Below are 15878 nucleotides of genomic sequence, written 5' to 3'. Positions count from 1 at the left end.
AAGACCCTCTCCAGCCCGCCTTGCAGGCTGCGCGGATTTGGCGTGGCTGGGAAGGGCGGGGTGGGCTCCAGATACAGCCCCGCCGTTTTCGGGATCGCGACGCTCTGTCACTGTCACGCCGAGCACCGCGGTCAGCCGGGCGGCGGCCGTCTCCGGCGGCATCCTGGAGGCCGGGCAGTAGTTTCCCGAGGCTGGCGTCGTGGATGAGAGTTGCACCGTAGGGCCTGGCCGGCCTGTGTGTGCTGGATGGCAGGCTTCGGCTACGTGCTCCACTACGCAGATTCGCTGCTGCACTGACTCGTGGACGTCACCTGTCAGTGCGTGCGGTTACTGTGCCGGTCATGACTGATGATCTGGGTGGTGACAGCCTGGAGGCTGATGCCCGCATGGCGGATGAGTCGGCTGGCGGTGCCATGAATGCGGTGGCCCGTTGGAGGGAGTTCGAGAGGCTACTTGTCGGCAGGGGGCTCGGGTGGGGGTTGTGTTACACGCCGGCACAGCTTCGCTACGTACGTAGCGTGGAGCACCCGCAGGGGGCGGACCTGGAACACCTGTTGCCCGCCGACTACCGTGCCTTCGTGGCGGAGGTCGGCTATCCCGTGCTCAACTACGGCGGCGATATCGAAGGGTTCGCGTTTCTTCCCCCTGAGGCCATGGCCGCACTGTCGGTCAGTCAATGCGGTCCCAAACAGTCGGTCGATCCATGCGATTCCGACTTCGCTTTCCCCCGTCCTGTCAAGGGCCAGCCAACCCGGTGTCTGCACGCGCTCTTCGCCAGCTGGGCCTTGCCCGATTACGAGGGCTACTCGTTCGGTCCAGCCGGGGACGAGGACAAGATCGCCGTGTGGATCGGTTATGACGGTGCGCCCGAGGACGTGGCGGGTACGTTCACCGAATGGCTCAACGCGGAGCTGGGCCGGCACGAGCAGCACATCGCCGAGTTCGACGATGCGAAGGTGGCCGAACTGCGAATGGCTTACGACAAGGCTGTTGACGAGCCGCGCATGGCCGGCGTTGACCCGGATGATTCTTACGGCCTGCTCGGATACTCGCTGGGCGGCTCGTACGACCAGGCCGCGTACACCGCCGAAGACCTTGACCTGTTCTGGGTGGGCCGTGGCTTCAACGGGGGCGGTCACGGCGTGTACGGGCTGATGGACGGGTCGGGCACCTGGCGGATCCCGTACGGCGCCGAGTTCAGGGCCGTTCGGCCATTCCGCGATGGCGTCGCCGAGGTCATCGTGGCCTCGAAGGGCACCAGCGATACCGGTCCGTGGACCAGGATTCGGCCGGACGGATCGATCGTGCCCGGGTAGCCATTGGTTCATGGGCGGCGGTGCGGGCGTCCGTCCCAGCGGTGGGTGGTCCATGCCTGGTGGATCAGGCTGCGTACGGTGATGACGGTGTCGGCGAGATCGAAGAGCGCGTTGATGACAGCGGTCCGCTCGTAGCGGCGGGCGAGGCGCTGGAAGGCGTTCTGCCAGGCGTGGGTACGCTCCACGTGCCACCTCTGGCCTGCCTGGATCGGCGCCTTCTCGCCCCTGTGCGCGATTCGGCCGTGCAGCCCGCGTTCGGCAAGCAGGGCGCGGGTCTTGTCGGAGTCGTGGCCGGCGTCCAGGTGCACGGTGATGCCTTCGGGCAGGGGGGCCGAGATCTCCAGCAGGTCCAGGGTCGGGGCGAGCAGCGGGGAGTCGCGGCGATTGGCTCCGGCCAGAACACGGCCCAGCTGGATGTCGTAACCATCCGTCATACCGAAGCGTTTCAGACCCTGTCTGCCGCAGTCGACCGGCGAACGCCCGGCTGCTGCACTCCCGCCGGGAGCCTTGGTGATCGCGCGCGAACGCGAAGTCGATGTCTGCGCTCCTGGACGACACGGCATGCTCCTGGATGAGGCGATCAGCGGTACCGCATCGTCGCCGACGACGCACAGAGCTGTCGATCGATTTGCTCTTGGCGTTGGAGAACCCACACATCGAGCCGGACTGCTGTCAAAAGCCGGTTGCGCCGGGCCGAGCTGCTGGCGACCCACCCCTTGTCAGCCGCGTCGGAGAGATCCACGAGTATCGGGGCGATGCCGGGCCCAGGGTGGAGACCGGCGGCCTTGACTTCGATGTCCGAGTGGGGCCTGCGTAGGTGCGGTGTCCGAGGTGGTCGATGACCTCGGCGAGCGGGCGCGGTCGGATATGGGTGTGGGGGTGCGGTCCCGCTGGGCCGGCAGGGGGCGTAGTTCACTGGTTGCGCGTGTGATGGTGGAGCGGTCGACACCGAACCATCGGGCCAGTACATCGTGGGTTGCGCCGTGGCGGAGATGGACGAGGGTCGACAACAGGCTTTCGACGAGGACCGGTTTGTGCTTTGCTCCGGCGCCCACAGCTCGCCGCCGGGGCCGTGCGGTCAGGGCGGCCTGGTGTCGCTCGTGCCACAACGGGCCAACCTCGGCGACGAGTTCAGTAATCATGTCGGCGTGAGGCCCGTGATCCGCCGGCATCGGGTGATCGCTGCACGTGTCCGGTTCCCCGCCACACGGACCATGATCAACGATCAAGGCCCCGACGCGCCACCGCCAACCATGTACGAGCTCGTTAGCCGGACACAGGTGTCAACTGCTCATCCGCCCACTCGGCGAAGGTAGTGAGCGGGATGCCCAACTCCTTGGCGAATGCGGGCCGGGCGGGCTGGAGGACCACGTTGTTCCACTCGTGTCCGGCTCCCCACTTCGGCATGCCCGCGTCGAGGGCCTCTTCCATGTTCATGGAGGGCGCGGTCACGGGCACGCCCCAGACTGCGGACAAGGTCTGCGCGATCTGTTCCATCGTGCGCAGGTCGCCGGCCAGTTCCAGTTCCACTTGGTGGAACCGGTCGGGGTCTCGGAGGGCGTGTGCCGCGGCCGTGCCGATGTCCCGTACGGCCACGAGGGCCAGTTCGGTGTCCGGCTTCAGTACCGTCAGCAGTCCGCCGCCGGGCCCCTTGGGCGCCAGTAGGGGCAGGTTCTCCATGAAGAAGGCGGGCTTGATCACCGTCCAGCGGGCAAAACCGGCACCACGGACCGCCTCCATGATCGCCTGCTTGGTGTGGAAGTAGTCCGCCATCGCCGCCCAGCGGCCCTCGGCCCAGCCGGCGACCCGGGTGTGTTCACCGACGCCGCTGGTCGAGGACTGTACGAACTGCCGTACTCCTCCGGCCTTCGCCGCGTCCACCAGGTTGGTGGCCTGGGCGAGTTCGCTCGCGAAGTCCACGCTGGTCTCGGTCATGGGCGGCATCTGCACCGAGAACACCGCGCTGACCCCCTCGACCGCCGGGCCGAGGGAGGCCCGGTCGGAGAGATCCGCCCGCACCAGTTCGGCGCCCAGCGCCCCGATCGCCTGGGCAGGTTTCGACCAGGGATCGCGTACGAGCGCACGCACGGACACCTCGGCGGCCAGAAGTGCGCGAGCCGTGGCGCCGCCCTGCTGACCGGTGGCGCCGGTGACCAGGACGATATCGCTGCTGCTGGGCATGGTTGCCGCTCCTCGCGGATCGGAAAAGCAAAACGGCGGGGCCCGCCGCTTTGGCTGCCGCTAAGATATGGCGGGGTCCGCCGTTTAGCAATGAGGAGATCATGACCGGTCAGCGCTCGGACGCCCGACGCAACTATCAGCGCATCCTCGCCGTCGCCGAAGCCGAGGTCGCCGCGCACGGCGCCGAGGCATCCCAGGAGCAGATCGCCCGCACCGCAGGCGTCGGTTCGGCGACCGTGCGCCGTCACTTCCCCACTCGCCGTGCCCTTCTCGAAGCGGTCTTTCAGGAGCGCATCGAGGGCCTGTGCGAGCGCGCCCGCCGGCTGAGCGCGACCGAGGACGGCCGCACCGCACTCCTGGAGTGGCTCCACGCCTTCGTCCTCTACGCCGTCTCAGCCCGTGGATTCGCCCATATCCTCAGCTACGAGCCCCCCACCGAAAAACCCTCCCCGAACAGCTGTGCCAGCAGAATCGAAGCGGCCGGAACTCCCCTGCTCCAGCGGGCCATTCGCGACAAGGCGGTTGCACCGCACGTCACCTTTCACGACCTGCTGACCCTCTCCGTCGGCATCGCTTTGGCCACCGAGCACCACACAGACCCCGATACCCAGGCCGGCCGCCTCTTCCGCCTCGCTGTGGAAGGGCTCAGCCCTGAGCGGGCACAGCCGGGGTGCCCGGGGAGTCCGGATCTTCGGCACTAGTGACAGGAAGTCTGCCGAATGAGCGCGTGTGACAAGTGGGATGCCTGATCGGTGACGACCAAGCTGCCTCGGCCGGCCCTCTCCGCCAGCTCATCCGGCGTCGCCGGTGAGAAATACTTGGCTTCGGCTCAGGTGCGACTGAGCGCTTTCGGTGGCGGGTCAGCCCTTGCGCTGGCGAGGCTGAGGGCTTCGCTCGGCGGGCACTACAGGTGGGGAACGAGATCCGACATCACGGCAAGCGGCAGCGACGGGTTGGCAGCGGCCGCTTCCCCCACCTGCCAGTCGGCGTCGGTGAGCAGCTCCACGATGACCGGTGGGGGGAGTGCCGGATGGCCGGCGGCTATGGGCTTGGCCTGTTTGTCCGCCAAGCAGTCGAGCAGAGCTTGAGCCGTAGCGTTTCGGTGCCGGGCGACCTCGCGGAACACCTTCTGCACTGATGGTTCGTGCCGGGTCAGTTCCTCCAGTAGCACCGGACTCGCGTCCGGGTTGGCCGCGACCTTGGCGAGGACCCGGACTCCGTGCCGGTCGACCATGGCGCGCAACTGTGTTTCGGCGAGGCCCGGGTGCGGAGCGATGGACTTGACCACTTTGGCGTCGGGGTCGGTGGCCAGCGCGTCACGGATCTCCGGTGGCAGATCGCGTCGTTGGGCCAGGAGCATGCGCGCGGCCGGGTTCGCCGAATGGGCCAGTTCCTGAACCTCGGAGGGAGATGCGGCGGCGATCCGTGGCAGCAGGGCGGCGCCGATCCTGGTAGCGCCGGCGAGGTGGGTGAGTATGTCGAGTGGCACGCGTGGGTTGTGTGCGAGCCTGCGCTGCACGTCGCGGCCATGGTCGCCGGCCAGTGTGCGGATCAGGGCGTCGTCGATCGCGGGATTTTCGGCGAGGTCGGCTCGGACGCCAGGAGTGGGGTCTGCGGCCAGCCGCCTGTACACGTCTGAGGGCAGGTCGGGGCGGGAGGCGAGCACCCAGCGCAAGAGCACTGAAGGATGGTCCGCGAAGCCGACGACGGCTTCGGTGGGTGTCGACGGGTTCCGCAGTGCCGCCTCGCGCGTATCGTGCATGGTGCTCTCGTGAGACCCGTCACAGGAGGCGCCCGGCAGCAGTTCGCAGTCGAGTCGCGGGCATTGCAGATCGTGCACGAACGGCGTTGCTTCACGGTCGCAGACCAGGCACCGCTGCGCGGGAGGCAGTCCCTCGCCGGTGATGAGCGCAGCCAGTACGTCCGGGGGCGTCGCCTCGTTGACCGCCACCGCGCGGCGGACTTCGGCATGCGGGTGCTCCGCCAGCCTGGCTGCCACTTCCCGTGTGGTCCACAACGCGAGTTCCGCGACGACCCGTACGTCCGAGTCTGCGGCGAGTGCCTCCACCACATCGGCCGGGAGGCCGGAGCAGGCAGCCAGCTTCTCCCGGCGCTCAACGACAGGATCTGCAGCGAGGAGGCGCGCCCACTCCGGGCTGCCGGCGCGCTCATGGAGCAGGGCGAGGGCGGCGTACGGCTGTGCCGCAGGATCGACGTCGGCGGCGGTCAGCAGGCCCTCGTGCGCAAGCTGCACAGCGCTCACCCTGACACGCGAGACCAACGCGACCGCCTGCGCATGGCTGAGGTCTGCCCGACCGGCGAGATGCACAGCGATGTCGGCGTCAGCAACCGCGATCAGCCGGTTGACCAGCTCGGACGACAGGGCCGCATTGGCGGCGAGCCCGCACAGAAGATGGTTCACAGAGGGCATCCTGCCTGGAACGTGACCGATCGGCTCAGGGTTTTGACGCCACGAGGTTGCTGGTGGCACCCGGCAATGCCCACGGCGCGGTACTTGGCGAAGTCCGCCAACTGAAGCGCTCAGGCACACTGACATTCCAGCTGCCGGGGACGCGGCGTTCCGCATCCTGAGAAAGGCCGGTCACCGGTCAGCTTGCCCGCGTGGCACGGCGACGTGCCCACCAGGACAGCCGTGGCGTAGTGGCCGCATTGACGGTCCGGCCGAATGCCTCCAGGGCGGCCTCCAGACGCGCGGTGTCCTCCACGTCGGCCAGAGCGGTGAGCAGCTGCCCGGTGGCAGTGACGATGGATGGGTCGGACCAGCGCATGAGCGGGGCGGTCGCAGCGCCGGCCCGGGGGGAGCGGCTCCCGCACGGCGGCCATGGTCTGCCCGTTCGCGACCCGTTCCCGGCTCAGCAGCTCAGCAGCTCAGCCGCGTGCCCGAAGCCCACCAGTCCGCTCTGCGCGTCCGTACGGCCGACGATCCGGGCGCGGTCGGCACCACCCGCGAAGTCGAGCAGGGTCAGCAGGAACGCGCGGCCGCGCTCCGCCGGGCCCTCCCACAGCAGGTGGCCGGCCCGCAGCCGCCGCCCACCTTCTGCAGCACCCAGCCCGAGGGGCGGCGAGGACCCAGCGCCTCGCGCACCGACGGCGGCGGTGGCAGACGCTCGGTGGGCACAGCGTCGTAGGAGCTGCCGTCGATCGGCCGTACATGCTTCGGGGGCGCGCACCACACCCCGTACTCCGCGGCCTGGACGCCGCCGTCCTACTGGTGAAGAGGTGGTACTTCAGACGTGCGCTATTCGGCCACCCGAGACTCGCGCCCTTGGTGATGAGCCCACTGCTCGGGCAGGGGCAGGGGCAGGGGCAGAGGCAGAGGCAGAGGCAGGGGCAGGGACGGGCGACATGAATATCGTCTCTCGGGCCTCGCACAGCTTGGCGAGGCCCGAACAGCCTGCTGATGCTGATGGCTGAGTCGAGACACAAGAAGCCGGAAAACGTCCGCCGTCACTTCAAGCCTCGCCCGACGCCATCGCGGAGATCGCCAACCTCCTCGCGCCGGGCGACAGCAGGCGCTGATCACGACGCTGCTATGAGGTGGCGTCGGCCCACAGATCGGTGCTGTGGGTCCCGATGAGAGCGCTGATGCGGGTCAGTACGTCACTGACCGGCTGCGGGTCGAGTCGGCGTCCGTCTCGCAAGCGCAGTGCGGCGTGATCGTCAGCGGCCTCTTTGGCGCCGATGACGGCTTGGTAGGGAACCAGGCGGGCCTCTCGGATTCGGGCGCCCAGGCTGCCGCGGTCGGGTCCCGCGATCTGGGTACGCAGTCCGAGGCGGGCGCAGCGTTGGGCGAGGGCTGCGGCGTTCGGCAGTTCGGTGTCGGAGATCGGGAGGATCACCAGCTGAGTGGGGGCGAGCCAGGCGGGGAAAGCGCCGCCGTGCTGTTCGATGAGATGGGCGACGGCTCGCTCCACGCTGCCGATGATGCTGCGGTGGACCATGACCGGACGGTGTTTGGCGCCGTCCGCGCCGATGTAGTGCAGGTCGAACTGTTCGGGCTGGTGGAAATCGACCTGGACGGTGGACAGGGTGGACTCCCGGCCGGCGCCGTCGGTGACCTGGACGTCGATCTTGGGACCGTAGAACGCGGCCTCTCCCTCGGACGCCTCGTAGGGCAGACCGGAGCGGTCGAGGACATCGGTCAGCAGCGCGGTCGAGCGTTGCCACTTCTCGGGTGCGGCAACGTACTTGCCGCCGGGGCCCGGGAGGGAGAGCCGGTAACGGGTCGGGGTGATGCCGAGCGCCTCGTACGCCCGGCGGATCATCTCCAGCGCCGCCTGCGCCTCCTCGGCGACCTGGTCCAGGGTGCAGAAGATGTGTGCGTCATTGAGCTGGATGGCCCGCACCCGGGTCAGCCCGCCGAGCACGCCCGAGAGCTCGGAGCGGTACATGCCGCCCAGTTCCGCCATGCGCAGGGGCAATTCGCGGTAGCTGTGGGAACGGGATCGGTAGATCACCGCGTGATGAGGGCACAGGCTCGGCCGCAGGACGACCTGCTCCCCGCCGAGGTCCATCGGGGGGAACATGTCGTCGCTGTAGTGCGCCCAGTGCCCCGAGATCTCGTACAGCTCCCGCTTGCCGAGCACCGGTGAGTACACGTGCTGGTAGCCCGCCCGCCGCTCGGCGGTGCGGATGTACTCCTCCAGGGTGTGCCGTACGGTCGCCCCGTCGGGCAGCCAGTACGGCAGGCCGGCGCCGATCAGCGGATCGGTGTCGAACAGGCCCAGTTCACGGCCCAGTTTGCGGTGGTCGTGCTTGGTGGTCATCGCGGTCTCCTTGCAGGGTGCGGAGCAAGTGACCGGGCCTACGACGAAGCCCCGGGGCACTTGCCCCGGGGCTTCGGATCAGATCGTCTGTCAGCGCGCCGGGACACTCTCCGGCGTCGTCGTCATTGCAGCGCGCTTCATGTCGGAGACGTTAGCAGGACGCAGCGATGTCCACACGGTCATTCCTCGTCATGTCCGGGCGGCGGGGTAGTGGGGCCAACCAGGCGGTGGTGGACGTGTGGGCCTGGAGGTGCCATTCGCAGATTCGCGACTGCTTTAGATCTGGTGACCGGCTCGCCGAAGAGCAATCCAGGACGGGCCGCGATTTCCGATTCCGGTTGAGGGGCGAGTCCTGATGAACACGTCCGACGGGTGGCGTCCGCGCCGTGGCCGTGTCCCCGACGCCCGCGCCCCTCGCAACTCGATCGACTACGCGAAGGTTCGGCCGGTCCGCGGTGCGGCGGCGCGCGGGGCGTGACGCGCACCGAAGCAGTGGCGGGCCCGGAACGGGGCGAAATCGACGCGGACGAGGTCGACGGAGTCCGCGTGATCTACTACCTCACCGCCTTGAGACGATCACGATCGTGGCGTACATCGAACCCTGATCAAGCAGCAGCGCTCCGCCCCGGAACCGATCGGCGGTCCGGGGCGCTGCTGTATCTGCTGCTCGGTCGCAGCTGCGGGTGCCGCAGACCGCCGGAGAGCGATGACAATCGAAGGTCGCCCCAGGTGCCACCAACTGCTCTCAGCTTGTGATTTGACGTTCAGAGTTACGTCGATCGTTCTGATCCGTGCCTGCTGTTAGCCGAGCAAGTGGCTGATGCCGCCTTGGCCGTCCGTTCCGCTCCAAATCACAGCCCCCAACCAGAACGGGAACCAGAACACCTGTTCCGGTAGGAAGGGGGTGGCGATCAACCAGACGAGGGGCAGGCCAGCGAACACCAGGCAGCAGCACCGGCCACTCCTGCTACCAGCGGATGACGGCTGTGTTGGATTTGTGGGCACCTCGCGAAGGTAGATGGCGCTTACAACTCACGCATGAGTACCCGTACTTACGGCGTCAGCTGTGGTTGTTCCTGGGGTGTTCGCCGTGGCTTGGTGCGTGCCTTGTGGTGGGAGGGTCGACTGAAGGCCTCGCCGGTTCAAGGACTCTGCCTACGTCATGGCGGGTGGCCGGCCGACGATTCTTCGACCCGGCTGCTGACCTGGGTCAGGGCGAGGTGACGGTTGCGGCCCGAGATCTTGGTGCCCGCTTCGATGCCCTGTCCGGCCGCGGGAACCTCGGCCGAGGTCTTGACGCTCTGGGCATCGAGGACGCAGGCAGTGGGCTCGACGTCGCGGCCTTCGGCCTTTCGGACCAGCCGGCGCAGGAGACTGTTGAGTTGGTCGAAGACGCCCTCCCTCTGCCGCGCGGCGAAGTGTCGTAGACGGTTTCCCACGGGGCGAAGTCGTGCGGCAGGTGCCGCCACGGAATTCCGGGCCGGTCGACATGGAGGATGGCGTCCATGATCCGGCGCAGGTCGTGTCGGGGGCTGGCCGCCCGATGTCCAGGCCCTTCCCCCTGCGCTCTGCTTGCCAGGCGGTCAGGGTTGGATTCAGCAGTTCCCGACGAGCATCGGACAGGTCGCTCGGGTACGGCCGCGGTCTGCGAGGCATGTCTCGGTAGTACCGATGGCCGCCATTCCGCTACAGGGTGCAAACGGGCGCGAGCGGGGGCGTGTGGGGATCAGACAGGAGCGAAGGGGCCGAACGGACCTGATCGCCGCCGCCTCACCGCACTCGCCCACAGCGGCCTTGAGGCCCTCGATGAGCCGACCGTGCGCGCCATGGTCCGCCAGGCCGTACGCGACGTGCACACCGAACCGGCCCACGGCGCCCGTCGAACCGCCGGCGGATCCGACCGTCGCCGCGCTGCGCGCCGTCGTCGACGACCCGGCCGCGTGCTCGCACCAGCTCGGGGACACTCTCGACAATGCCCTCGCCGCTCGCCGCTCGCCGCTCGCCGCTCGCCGCTAAGCCCTGACCGGCGACCGCCGGGCACTGGCCGGGACGGTGCTGTAGACCACCGCCTGCTGCAGCCCCTGAAGACAGCTGCTGCTCGTGGTCGTGCTGCTCGTGGTCCTGGTGGTGGGGCAGCGCGGGATGGTGTCGGGAGGCCGGAGCAGCATCGCACGACCCGGACGGGAAGCCGTCAACCCGGACGAGCATGCACCGCTCACCCGCTCCGTGCACCGTCCGTTGGCTCCGGCGCGTGGCCCGGGAGCGGACCGGACCCGTACAAATTTCGATGGTGAGGCATGAATAGCTTCATCATCTTCCATTCACCGTGTGCGACTGCCAGCATCGGCGCACCGCACCCGTGAGGGAGAAATCTGATGAATCATTCCCGTTCTCTGCGCTGTCTGGCAGCCCTGGCCGTGGTGGTCCTCTCGGCCACCGCCTGCGGGCGTTCCGGCCAGGGCGACGCCCCGTCCGGGGCCGAGTCGCAGGCCGCCGCCGGCCGGACCGCGGCCGAGCTTCTGCCGGCCGAGTACCGGCAGAAGGGTGTGCTTCGGGTGGCCACCGCGGTCGGCTATCCGCCGATGGAGATGTACGAGCCCGGCACCACCCGGCTCACCGGCGTCGACCCCGACCTGGCCAAGGCCCTTGCCGGGCGGCTCAAGCTGAAGCTCGAACTCACCAACGCCGCCTTCGACGGGCTGATCCCGGGACTGGAGTCCGGACGGTTCGACCTGGTCATGTCGTCCATGACCGACAGCGCCCAGCGGCGCCAGGCGGTCGACTTCGTCGACTACTTCCGCACCGGCGGCGTCATCATGACGAAGCAGGGCAACCCGCAGGGCATCAAGTCGCTCGCGGACCTCTGCGGAAAGACCGTCGTCCTCGCCAAGGGCAGCTCCAACCTCCACATCGGCGAGGAACAGAACGCCAAATGCCAGGAGAAGATGCGGATCTCGCAGAGCGAGGACGCACCGACCGGGCTGCTGCAACTGGACAGTGGGCGCGCGGTCGCGACCATCGTCGACTATCCCGTCGCCAAGATGTTCACGAAGAAGAGCAGCTCGTACGAGGTCCTGCCGGAGCAGTACGGCACCGCGCCCTGGGGCATCGCGTCCGCGAAGAGCCAGAGCGGACTGCGCGACGCCGTGCGCAAGGCCCTGCAGGAACTCATCGACAACGGCGGCTACAAGAAGATCCTCGACACCTGGGGAGTCGGCGACAGCGCCGTACCCGAGGCCACCGTCAACGACGGGCAGTGAGAACGGAAATGAGCCACCAGAAAATACCCGGTATCGCTCCCGGCGGGGGGCCGGAAGCCATCCCCGCAGACGGGACGCCGCAGAAGGACGACCTCTCCCTCCAGGTGACCAAACGGCCTCGCCCCGGGCGCTGGCTCGCGGTTCTCGCCGCCGCGCTGTTCGCCGTGTGGCTCGCCTACACCATCATCGTCAACCCCAATCTTCACTGGGACATCGTCGCCAAGTACCAGTTCGATGGTGTGATCCTCAAAGGCCTCGGGGTGACCATTCAGCTCACCCTCATCTCGATGATCCTCGGCATCGCCATCGGGATCGTCGTCGCGGTGATGCAACTGTCCGACAGCCCGGTCCTGCGTCTCACCGCCGGTGCCTACACCTGGTTCTTCCGGGGTACCCCGCTGCTGGTCCAGCTCATCTTCTGGTTCAACCTGGCCCTGCTGTTCCCGGTGATCAGCATCGGAATCCCGTTCGACGGCCCCAAACTCATCAGCTGGCAGTCCAACCAGGTCATCACCGGATTCGTGGCCGCCCTTCTCGGTCTCTCCATCAACGAGGGCGCCTACATGGCAGAGATCGTGCGAGCCGGAATCCAGAGCGTGGATCCCGGCCAGCGCGAGGCCGGCGCCTCCATCGGGATGTCGAACCGCCGGATCCTGTCCCGGATCATCCTTCCGCAGGCGATGCGGGTCATCATTCCGCCGTTCGGCAATCAGTTCATCTCCATGCTCAAGACGACCTCGCTGGTCTCCGTCATCGCCGGAGCCGATCTGATGACCGTGTCCCAGCACCTCTACCTCGCCAACTTCGAAGTGGTCGCGCTGCTCCTGGTGGCCTCGATCTGGTACCTCGTGCTCACCACCATCGCCACCATCGGCCAGCACGCCGTCGAGCGCCGCTACAGCCCCGGCGCCGCTCCCGTGCTGCGGAGCAGGATTCTGGCCAATCTCCTTCCCGGACGCACCAAGAAGGGAGCGGCGGCATGAACGACGTGATCCTCAGGGCCCGCGGGGTACGCAAGAGGTTCGGTGACACCGAGGTGCTGAAGGGCATCGACCTCGATGTCCGCAGCGGTGAAGTGCTCTGTGTCATCGGCCCCTCCGGGTCCGGGAAATCCACACTGCTGCGCTGCTTCAACCACCTTGAGCGGATCGACGCGGGGCGGGTGTGGATGGACGGTGAACTGGTCGGCTATGAGCAGCACGGCCCGTCCGGCCGGGTGCTGCGCGAGCGGCGTGCCCGGGACGTCCGTCGGCAACGCGAGCGGATCGGCATGGTGTTCCAGCGGTTCCACCTGTTCCCGCACCGCACAGCGGTGCAGAACGTGATGGAGGGCCCGGTCGCCGTCAAGGGCCGGCCCCGTGCACAGGCCGAGAAGCAGGCCCGCAAGCTGCTGGCCGACGTCGGTCTCGCGGACCGGGCGGACCACTACCCGGAGCAGCTGTCCGGCGGGCAGCAGCAGCGGGTGGCGATCGCTCGCGCACTGGCCATGGAACCGGTCCTCATGCTCTTCGACGAACCGACCTCCGCCCTAGATCCCGAACTCGTCGGCGAGGTGCTCGGCGTCATGCGCGACCTGGCCCGCAGCGGTATGACGATGGTCGTGGTCACCCACGAGATGGGCTTCGCCCGCGAGGTCGCCGACCGGGTCCTGTTCATGGACCGGGGCGCCGTCGTCGAGGCCGACAGTCCCGACCTGTTGTTCACCGACCCGCGGCACGAGCGTACGCGGGCCTTCCTCTCGACGGTGCTGTGATGGGCCGCCCCCTCGATCTGCTGCTGCGCGGCGGCACGCTCGTCGACGGAACCGGCACACCCGCCCGGGAAGCCGACATCGGCGTCGTGGACGGGCGGATCGCGGTACTCCCCGCCGGTGCCCCCGTCTCGGCCGCCGAGACCCTGGACGTGACCGGGCGGGTCGTCACGCCCGGCTTCATCGACGTACACACGCACTCCGACGCCCTCGCGGCGCCCCACGGAGACGGCGGTGCCACGGAGCCGATCGACGGCCTCCGTCTGGCTCCGCTGCTCCAGGGCGTCACCACGGAGATCTGCGGCAACTGCGGGACCAGCCTGTTCCCGTCGCTCCCCGGGCGGCTGCCGGAACTCGCCGAGCACCTGAGGGTGACGTTCGGACTCGGACCGGTGCGGCCCGCCGTGGACTTCGACGCGTTCGCCGCCGGACAGGACCCCGCTCTGCGCCACACCCACATCGCCTCGCTGGTCGGCCACGGCACACTGCGCGCCGGAGTGATGGGCTTCGAGGCCCGGCCGCCCCGGCCCGACGAACTGGACACCATGTGCGCACTGCTGGACCGGGCACTGACCCAGGGGGCGGCCGGTCTGTCCACCGGGCTGATCTACCCTCCCGGCACCTACGCCGACACCGACGAGATCGTCGCGCTGGCCGGGGTCGCCGCCCGCCACGGCAAGCCCTACGTCACCCATCTGCGCGACGAGATGTCACAGGTGGAGTCCGCCCTGGAGGAGGCCCTGGAGATCGCGGCGCGCTCCGGCGCCCCACTGCAGATCTCCCACCACAAGACCGCCGGCCGGCACGCCTGGGGCGCCACACTGCGTACCCTGCCCCGGCTGGAACGGGCCCGCGCCGAAGGCGTGGACGTGCTGTGCGACGTCTATCCGTACACGGCCGGAAGCACCGTCCTGCATGCCATGCTGCCCCCATGGGCGAGTGAGGGCGGCATCGGAGCCCTGCTGGAACGGCTGCGCCGGCCCGAGACGCGCGACCGGATCAGAACGGACATCGCCCAGGGCGTCGAGGGATGGGAGAACACCGTGGGAAACGGCGGCTGGGACCTCATCTCGGTGGCCGCGGCGCAGACGCACCCGGAGACCGAGGGACGCAGCATCGCCGACCTGGCAGCCGAACGCGGCGTCCATCCGGTCGACCAGGCGTGCGATCTCCTGCTGGCCGAGCAGGGTGAAGTGACCATCATCAGCCATTCCATGCGCGAGGACGACGTCCGCCGGGTCCTCGCCAGCCCGCTGTCGATGATCGGTTCGGACGGTGTCCCCAAACCCGGTCGGCCGCATCCGCGCTGGGCGGGGAGTTTCGCCCGGGTGCTCGGCCGTTACACCCGTGACGAGCAACTGCTTCCGCTGGAGAGCGCGGTGCACAAGATGACCGGGATGCCCGCCGCGCGGTTCGGCCTCACCGGCCGCGGTGTGGTCCGCGACGGCGCCTTCGCCGATCTGGTCGTGCTCGACCCGGCGTCGGTCCGCGACACCGCCGACTTCGACCGCCCGCTGCTGGCACCCGAGGGCATCGATACGGTCGTGGTGTCGGGCCGGGTCGCGGCGAGGGGCGGCCGTGCGACCTCGGCGCGGGCGGGAGAAGTGGTGAGAGTCCGATGAGTCTGTCCCAAGTGGCCGCGGCGGCACGGCGTTCTGCCGCGTTGCCGCTCACCCTGGCCGTCGCCGCCGTCGACATCGACGGCGGCGGCACGGTGGGGGTGGACGAGCGCACCGTACTGCCGGTGGCGTCCGCCTCGAAGCTGCTGCTGCTCGCCGAGGTCGCTCGCCGGCTGGACACCGGGGAGCTGCCCGCCGACCGGTTCGTGGAGGTCCTCGACGAGGACCTGGCGGACGGTACGGGTCTGCTGCGCCGGCTGAGCGGGCGCGACTGGACCGTCGAGGACCTGGCCTGGCTGACCGCCTCGGTGAGCGACAACACCGCGACCAACGCGCTGTTGCGCCTCGTGGGGCGTGAGTCCACGGCCCGGCTCGCACAGGAGCTCGGGCTCGAACACCTGGCGCTCCACGACAAGGTCCGCGACGTCCGTGGCCCGGACGTGCCGCCCGTCTTCGCCACCGGCACCGCACGGGACCTCGCGCACCTGGTGACACACGCGGTGCGCGGCACCATGAGCGCTCCGGCGGCCTCGGCCCGGCTGTTGCGCTGGATGCGTGCCAACACCGATCACGGCCTGGTCCCCGCACTGATCGACCACGACCCGTACGACCCGGGCTTTCCCGAGCCGCCGCGCGACGGGCTTCTGGTGGCCAACAAGACCGGCACCGACACCGGGGTCCGTGCGGACGCCGGTGTCATCATCGGCAGGCGCCGACTGGCGTACGCGGTGGTGGCGCACTGGGACACGGCGCTGGGCCCGAGTACCGAGCGGGCCGCGGTGCATGCCATACGGGACGTGGGCCGGACCCTCGCGGCCTGCGCGGGGCGCCGGACCGTCGTCTGAGACACGGCACACCATCCTCCGGGGTGCGGTGGTGGGGGGGGGGGGGGGCCGGGGCCCCCCCCCCACCCCCCCCCCCACCCCCGCCGAGCACCGGGGCGGCCCCCCCGGGCGGCGGGAGAT

The 15878-nt window shown here is 69.0% G+C and carries 13 protein-coding genes and 3 pseudogenes; 8 read left to right on the top strand and 8 right to left on the bottom strand.

Annotated features, from left to right (window positions below; translation table 11 throughout):
* Window positions 1–341: 341 nt before the first annotated feature.
* Window positions 342–1316 (top strand): SMI1/KNR4 family protein, encoded by a 975-nt coding sequence (locus ABT170_RS27950; RefSeq protein WP_351871913.1) that lies wholly within the window; start codon window positions 342–344, stop codon window positions 1314–1316.
* An 8-nt stretch (window positions 1317–1324) separates the two neighbouring features.
* Here the strand turns inward: ABT170_RS27950 and ABT170_RS27945 are convergent.
* From ABT170_RS27945 to ABT170_RS27935, 3 genes and pseudogenes are all read right to left on the bottom strand, one after another.
* Window positions 1325–1834, bottom strand: a pseudogene (locus ABT170_RS27945) (transposase); the annotation flags it as partial.
* A gap of 201 nt (window positions 1835–2035) precedes the next feature.
* Complete coding sequence (locus ABT170_RS27940; protein ID WP_351871910.1) at window positions 2036–2458, bottom strand: helix-turn-helix domain-containing protein; 423 nt, start codon at window positions 2456–2458, stop codon at window positions 2036–2038.
* Between the two features lie 124 nt (window positions 2459–2582).
* Window positions 2583–3497 carry an NmrA/HSCARG family protein gene (locus tag ABT170_RS27935; RefSeq protein WP_329941180.1) on the bottom strand — a complete coding sequence of 305 codons (915 nt, stop codon included), beginning with the start codon at window positions 3495–3497 and terminating at the stop codon, window positions 2583–2585.
* Window positions 3498–3598: 101 nt separating this feature from the next.
* On the opposite strand from ABT170_RS27935, the gene ABT170_RS27930 reads away from it, so the two are divergent.
* A complete protein-coding gene (locus tag ABT170_RS27930) occupies window positions 3599–4198 on the top strand; it encodes a TetR/AcrR family transcriptional regulator (RefSeq protein WP_351871907.1) in 600 nt (199 codons plus the stop codon).
* Window positions 4199–4401: 203 nt separating this feature from the next.
* On the opposite strand, the gene ABT170_RS27925 is transcribed toward ABT170_RS27930, so the two are convergent.
* The 3 genes from ABT170_RS27925 to ABT170_RS27915 all read right to left on the bottom strand — a co-directional run bounded on the left by ABT170_RS27925 (window position 4402) and on the right by ABT170_RS27915 (window position 6691).
* Entirely contained in the window at window positions 4402–5919 is a 1518-nt protein-coding gene (locus tag ABT170_RS27925) for a hypothetical protein (protein WP_329941178.1), read from the bottom strand.
* A gap of 187 nt (window positions 5920–6106) precedes the next feature.
* A complete protein-coding gene (locus tag ABT170_RS27920) occupies window positions 6107–6286 on the bottom strand; it encodes a hypothetical protein (RefSeq protein ID WP_351871903.1) in 180 nt (59 codons plus the stop codon).
* Window positions 6287–6370: 84 nt separating this feature from the next.
* A complete protein-coding gene (locus tag ABT170_RS27915) occupies window positions 6371–6691 on the bottom strand; it encodes a hypothetical protein (protein WP_351871900.1) in 321 nt (106 codons plus the stop codon).
* A gap of 141 nt (window positions 6692–6832) precedes the next feature.
* Here ABT170_RS27915 and ABT170_RS27910 point away from each other — a divergent pair.
* Window positions 6833–7037: pseudogene (locus tag ABT170_RS27910) on the top strand (site-specific integrase); the annotation flags it as partial.
* A gap of 11 nt (window positions 7038–7048) precedes the next feature.
* On the opposite strand, the gene thrS reads toward ABT170_RS27910, so the two are convergent.
* Entirely contained in the window at window positions 7049–8284 is a 1236-nt protein-coding gene (gene thrS / locus ABT170_RS27905) for a threonine--tRNA ligase (protein ID WP_351871898.1), read from the bottom strand.
* 1211 nt (window positions 8285–9495) lie between these two features.
* Window positions 9496–9940 (bottom strand): annotated as a pseudogene (locus tag ABT170_RS27900) (transposase); the annotation flags it as partial.
* Between the two features lie 719 nt (window positions 9941–10659).
* Here ABT170_RS27900 and ABT170_RS27895 point away from each other — a divergent pair.
* From ABT170_RS27895 to ABT170_RS27875, 5 genes are read left to right on the top strand one after another with little or no spacing between them, the layout of a single operon-like run.
* Window positions 10660–11544 carry an ABC transporter substrate-binding protein gene (locus tag ABT170_RS27895; protein WP_329941173.1) on the top strand — a complete coding sequence of 295 codons (885 nt, stop codon included), beginning with the start codon at window positions 10660–10662 and terminating at the stop codon, window positions 11542–11544.
* Window positions 11545–11552: 8 nt separating this feature from the next.
* Entirely contained in the window at window positions 11553–12527 is a 975-nt protein-coding gene (locus tag ABT170_RS27890; protein ID WP_351871894.1) for an amino acid ABC transporter permease, read from the top strand.
* Window positions 12524–13297 (top strand): amino acid ABC transporter ATP-binding protein, encoded by a 774-nt coding sequence (locus ABT170_RS27885; RefSeq protein WP_351871891.1) that lies wholly within the window; start codon window positions 12524–12526, stop codon window positions 13295–13297. Before ABT170_RS27890 ends, ABT170_RS27885 begins: the two co-directional genes overlap by 4 nt.
* Window positions 13297–14916: an N-acyl-D-amino-acid deacylase family protein gene (locus ABT170_RS27880; protein WP_329941170.1), complete on the top strand. Its 1620-nt coding sequence runs from the start codon at window positions 13297–13299 to the stop codon at window positions 14914–14916. Before ABT170_RS27885 ends, ABT170_RS27880 begins: the two co-directional genes overlap by 1 nt.
* Window positions 14913–15758, top strand: a complete 846-nt coding sequence (locus tag ABT170_RS27875) for a serine hydrolase (protein WP_351871888.1) — start codon at window positions 14913–14915, stop codon at window positions 15756–15758. The genes ABT170_RS27880 and ABT170_RS27875 overlap by 4 nt, the downstream gene beginning before the upstream one ends.
* The last annotated feature ends 120 nt before the right edge of the window (window positions 15759–15878 follow it).

The organism is Streptomyces sp. NPDC001787, assembly GCF_040297465.1.
GTDB lineage: Bacteria > Actinomycetota > Actinomycetes > Streptomycetales > Streptomycetaceae > Streptomyces.
Note: the sequence above shows the minus strand (reverse complement) of the source record. Positions and strands in the feature narration are given on the sequence as shown.

Bases quoted from the DNA above. Each gene is read 5' to 3' on its own strand.
- ABT170_RS27940 (WP_351871910.1), bottom strand. From the start codon at position 2,458: ATGATTACTGAACTCGTCGCCGAGGTTGGCCCGTTGTGGCACGAGCGA.
- ABT170_RS27880 (WP_329941170.1), top strand. From the start codon at position 13,297: ATGGGCCGCCCCCTCGATCTGCTGCTGCGCGGCGGCACGCTCGTCGAC.
- ABT170_RS27895 (WP_329941173.1), top strand. From the start codon at position 10,660: ATGAATCATTCCCGTTCTCTGCGCTGTCTGGCAGCCCTGGCCGTGGTG.
- thrS (WP_351871898.1), bottom strand. From the start codon at position 8,284: ATGACCACCAAGCACGACCACCGCAAACTGGGCCGTGAACTGGGCCTG.
- ABT170_RS27935 (WP_329941180.1), bottom strand. From the start codon at position 3,497: ATGCCCAGCAGCAGCGATATCGTCCTGGTCACCGGCGCCACCGGTCAG.
- ABT170_RS27950 (WP_351871913.1), top strand. From the start codon at position 342: ATGACTGATGATCTGGGTGGTGACAGCCTGGAGGCTGATGCCCGCATG.
- ABT170_RS27875 (WP_351871888.1), top strand. From the start codon at position 14,913: ATGAGTCTGTCCCAAGTGGCCGCGGCGGCACGGCGTTCTGCCGCGTTG.
- ABT170_RS27885 (WP_351871891.1), top strand. From the start codon at position 12,524: ATGAACGACGTGATCCTCAGGGCCCGCGGGGTACGCAAGAGGTTCGGT.
- ABT170_RS27930 (WP_351871907.1), top strand. From the start codon at position 3,599: ATGACCGGTCAGCGCTCGGACGCCCGACGCAACTATCAGCGCATCCTC.
- ABT170_RS27920 (WP_351871903.1), bottom strand. From the start codon at position 6,286: ATGCGCTGGTCCGACCCATCCATCGTCACTGCCACCGGGCAGCTGCTC.
- ABT170_RS27890 (WP_351871894.1), top strand. From the start codon at position 11,553: ATGAGCCACCAGAAAATACCCGGTATCGCTCCCGGCGGGGGGCCGGAA.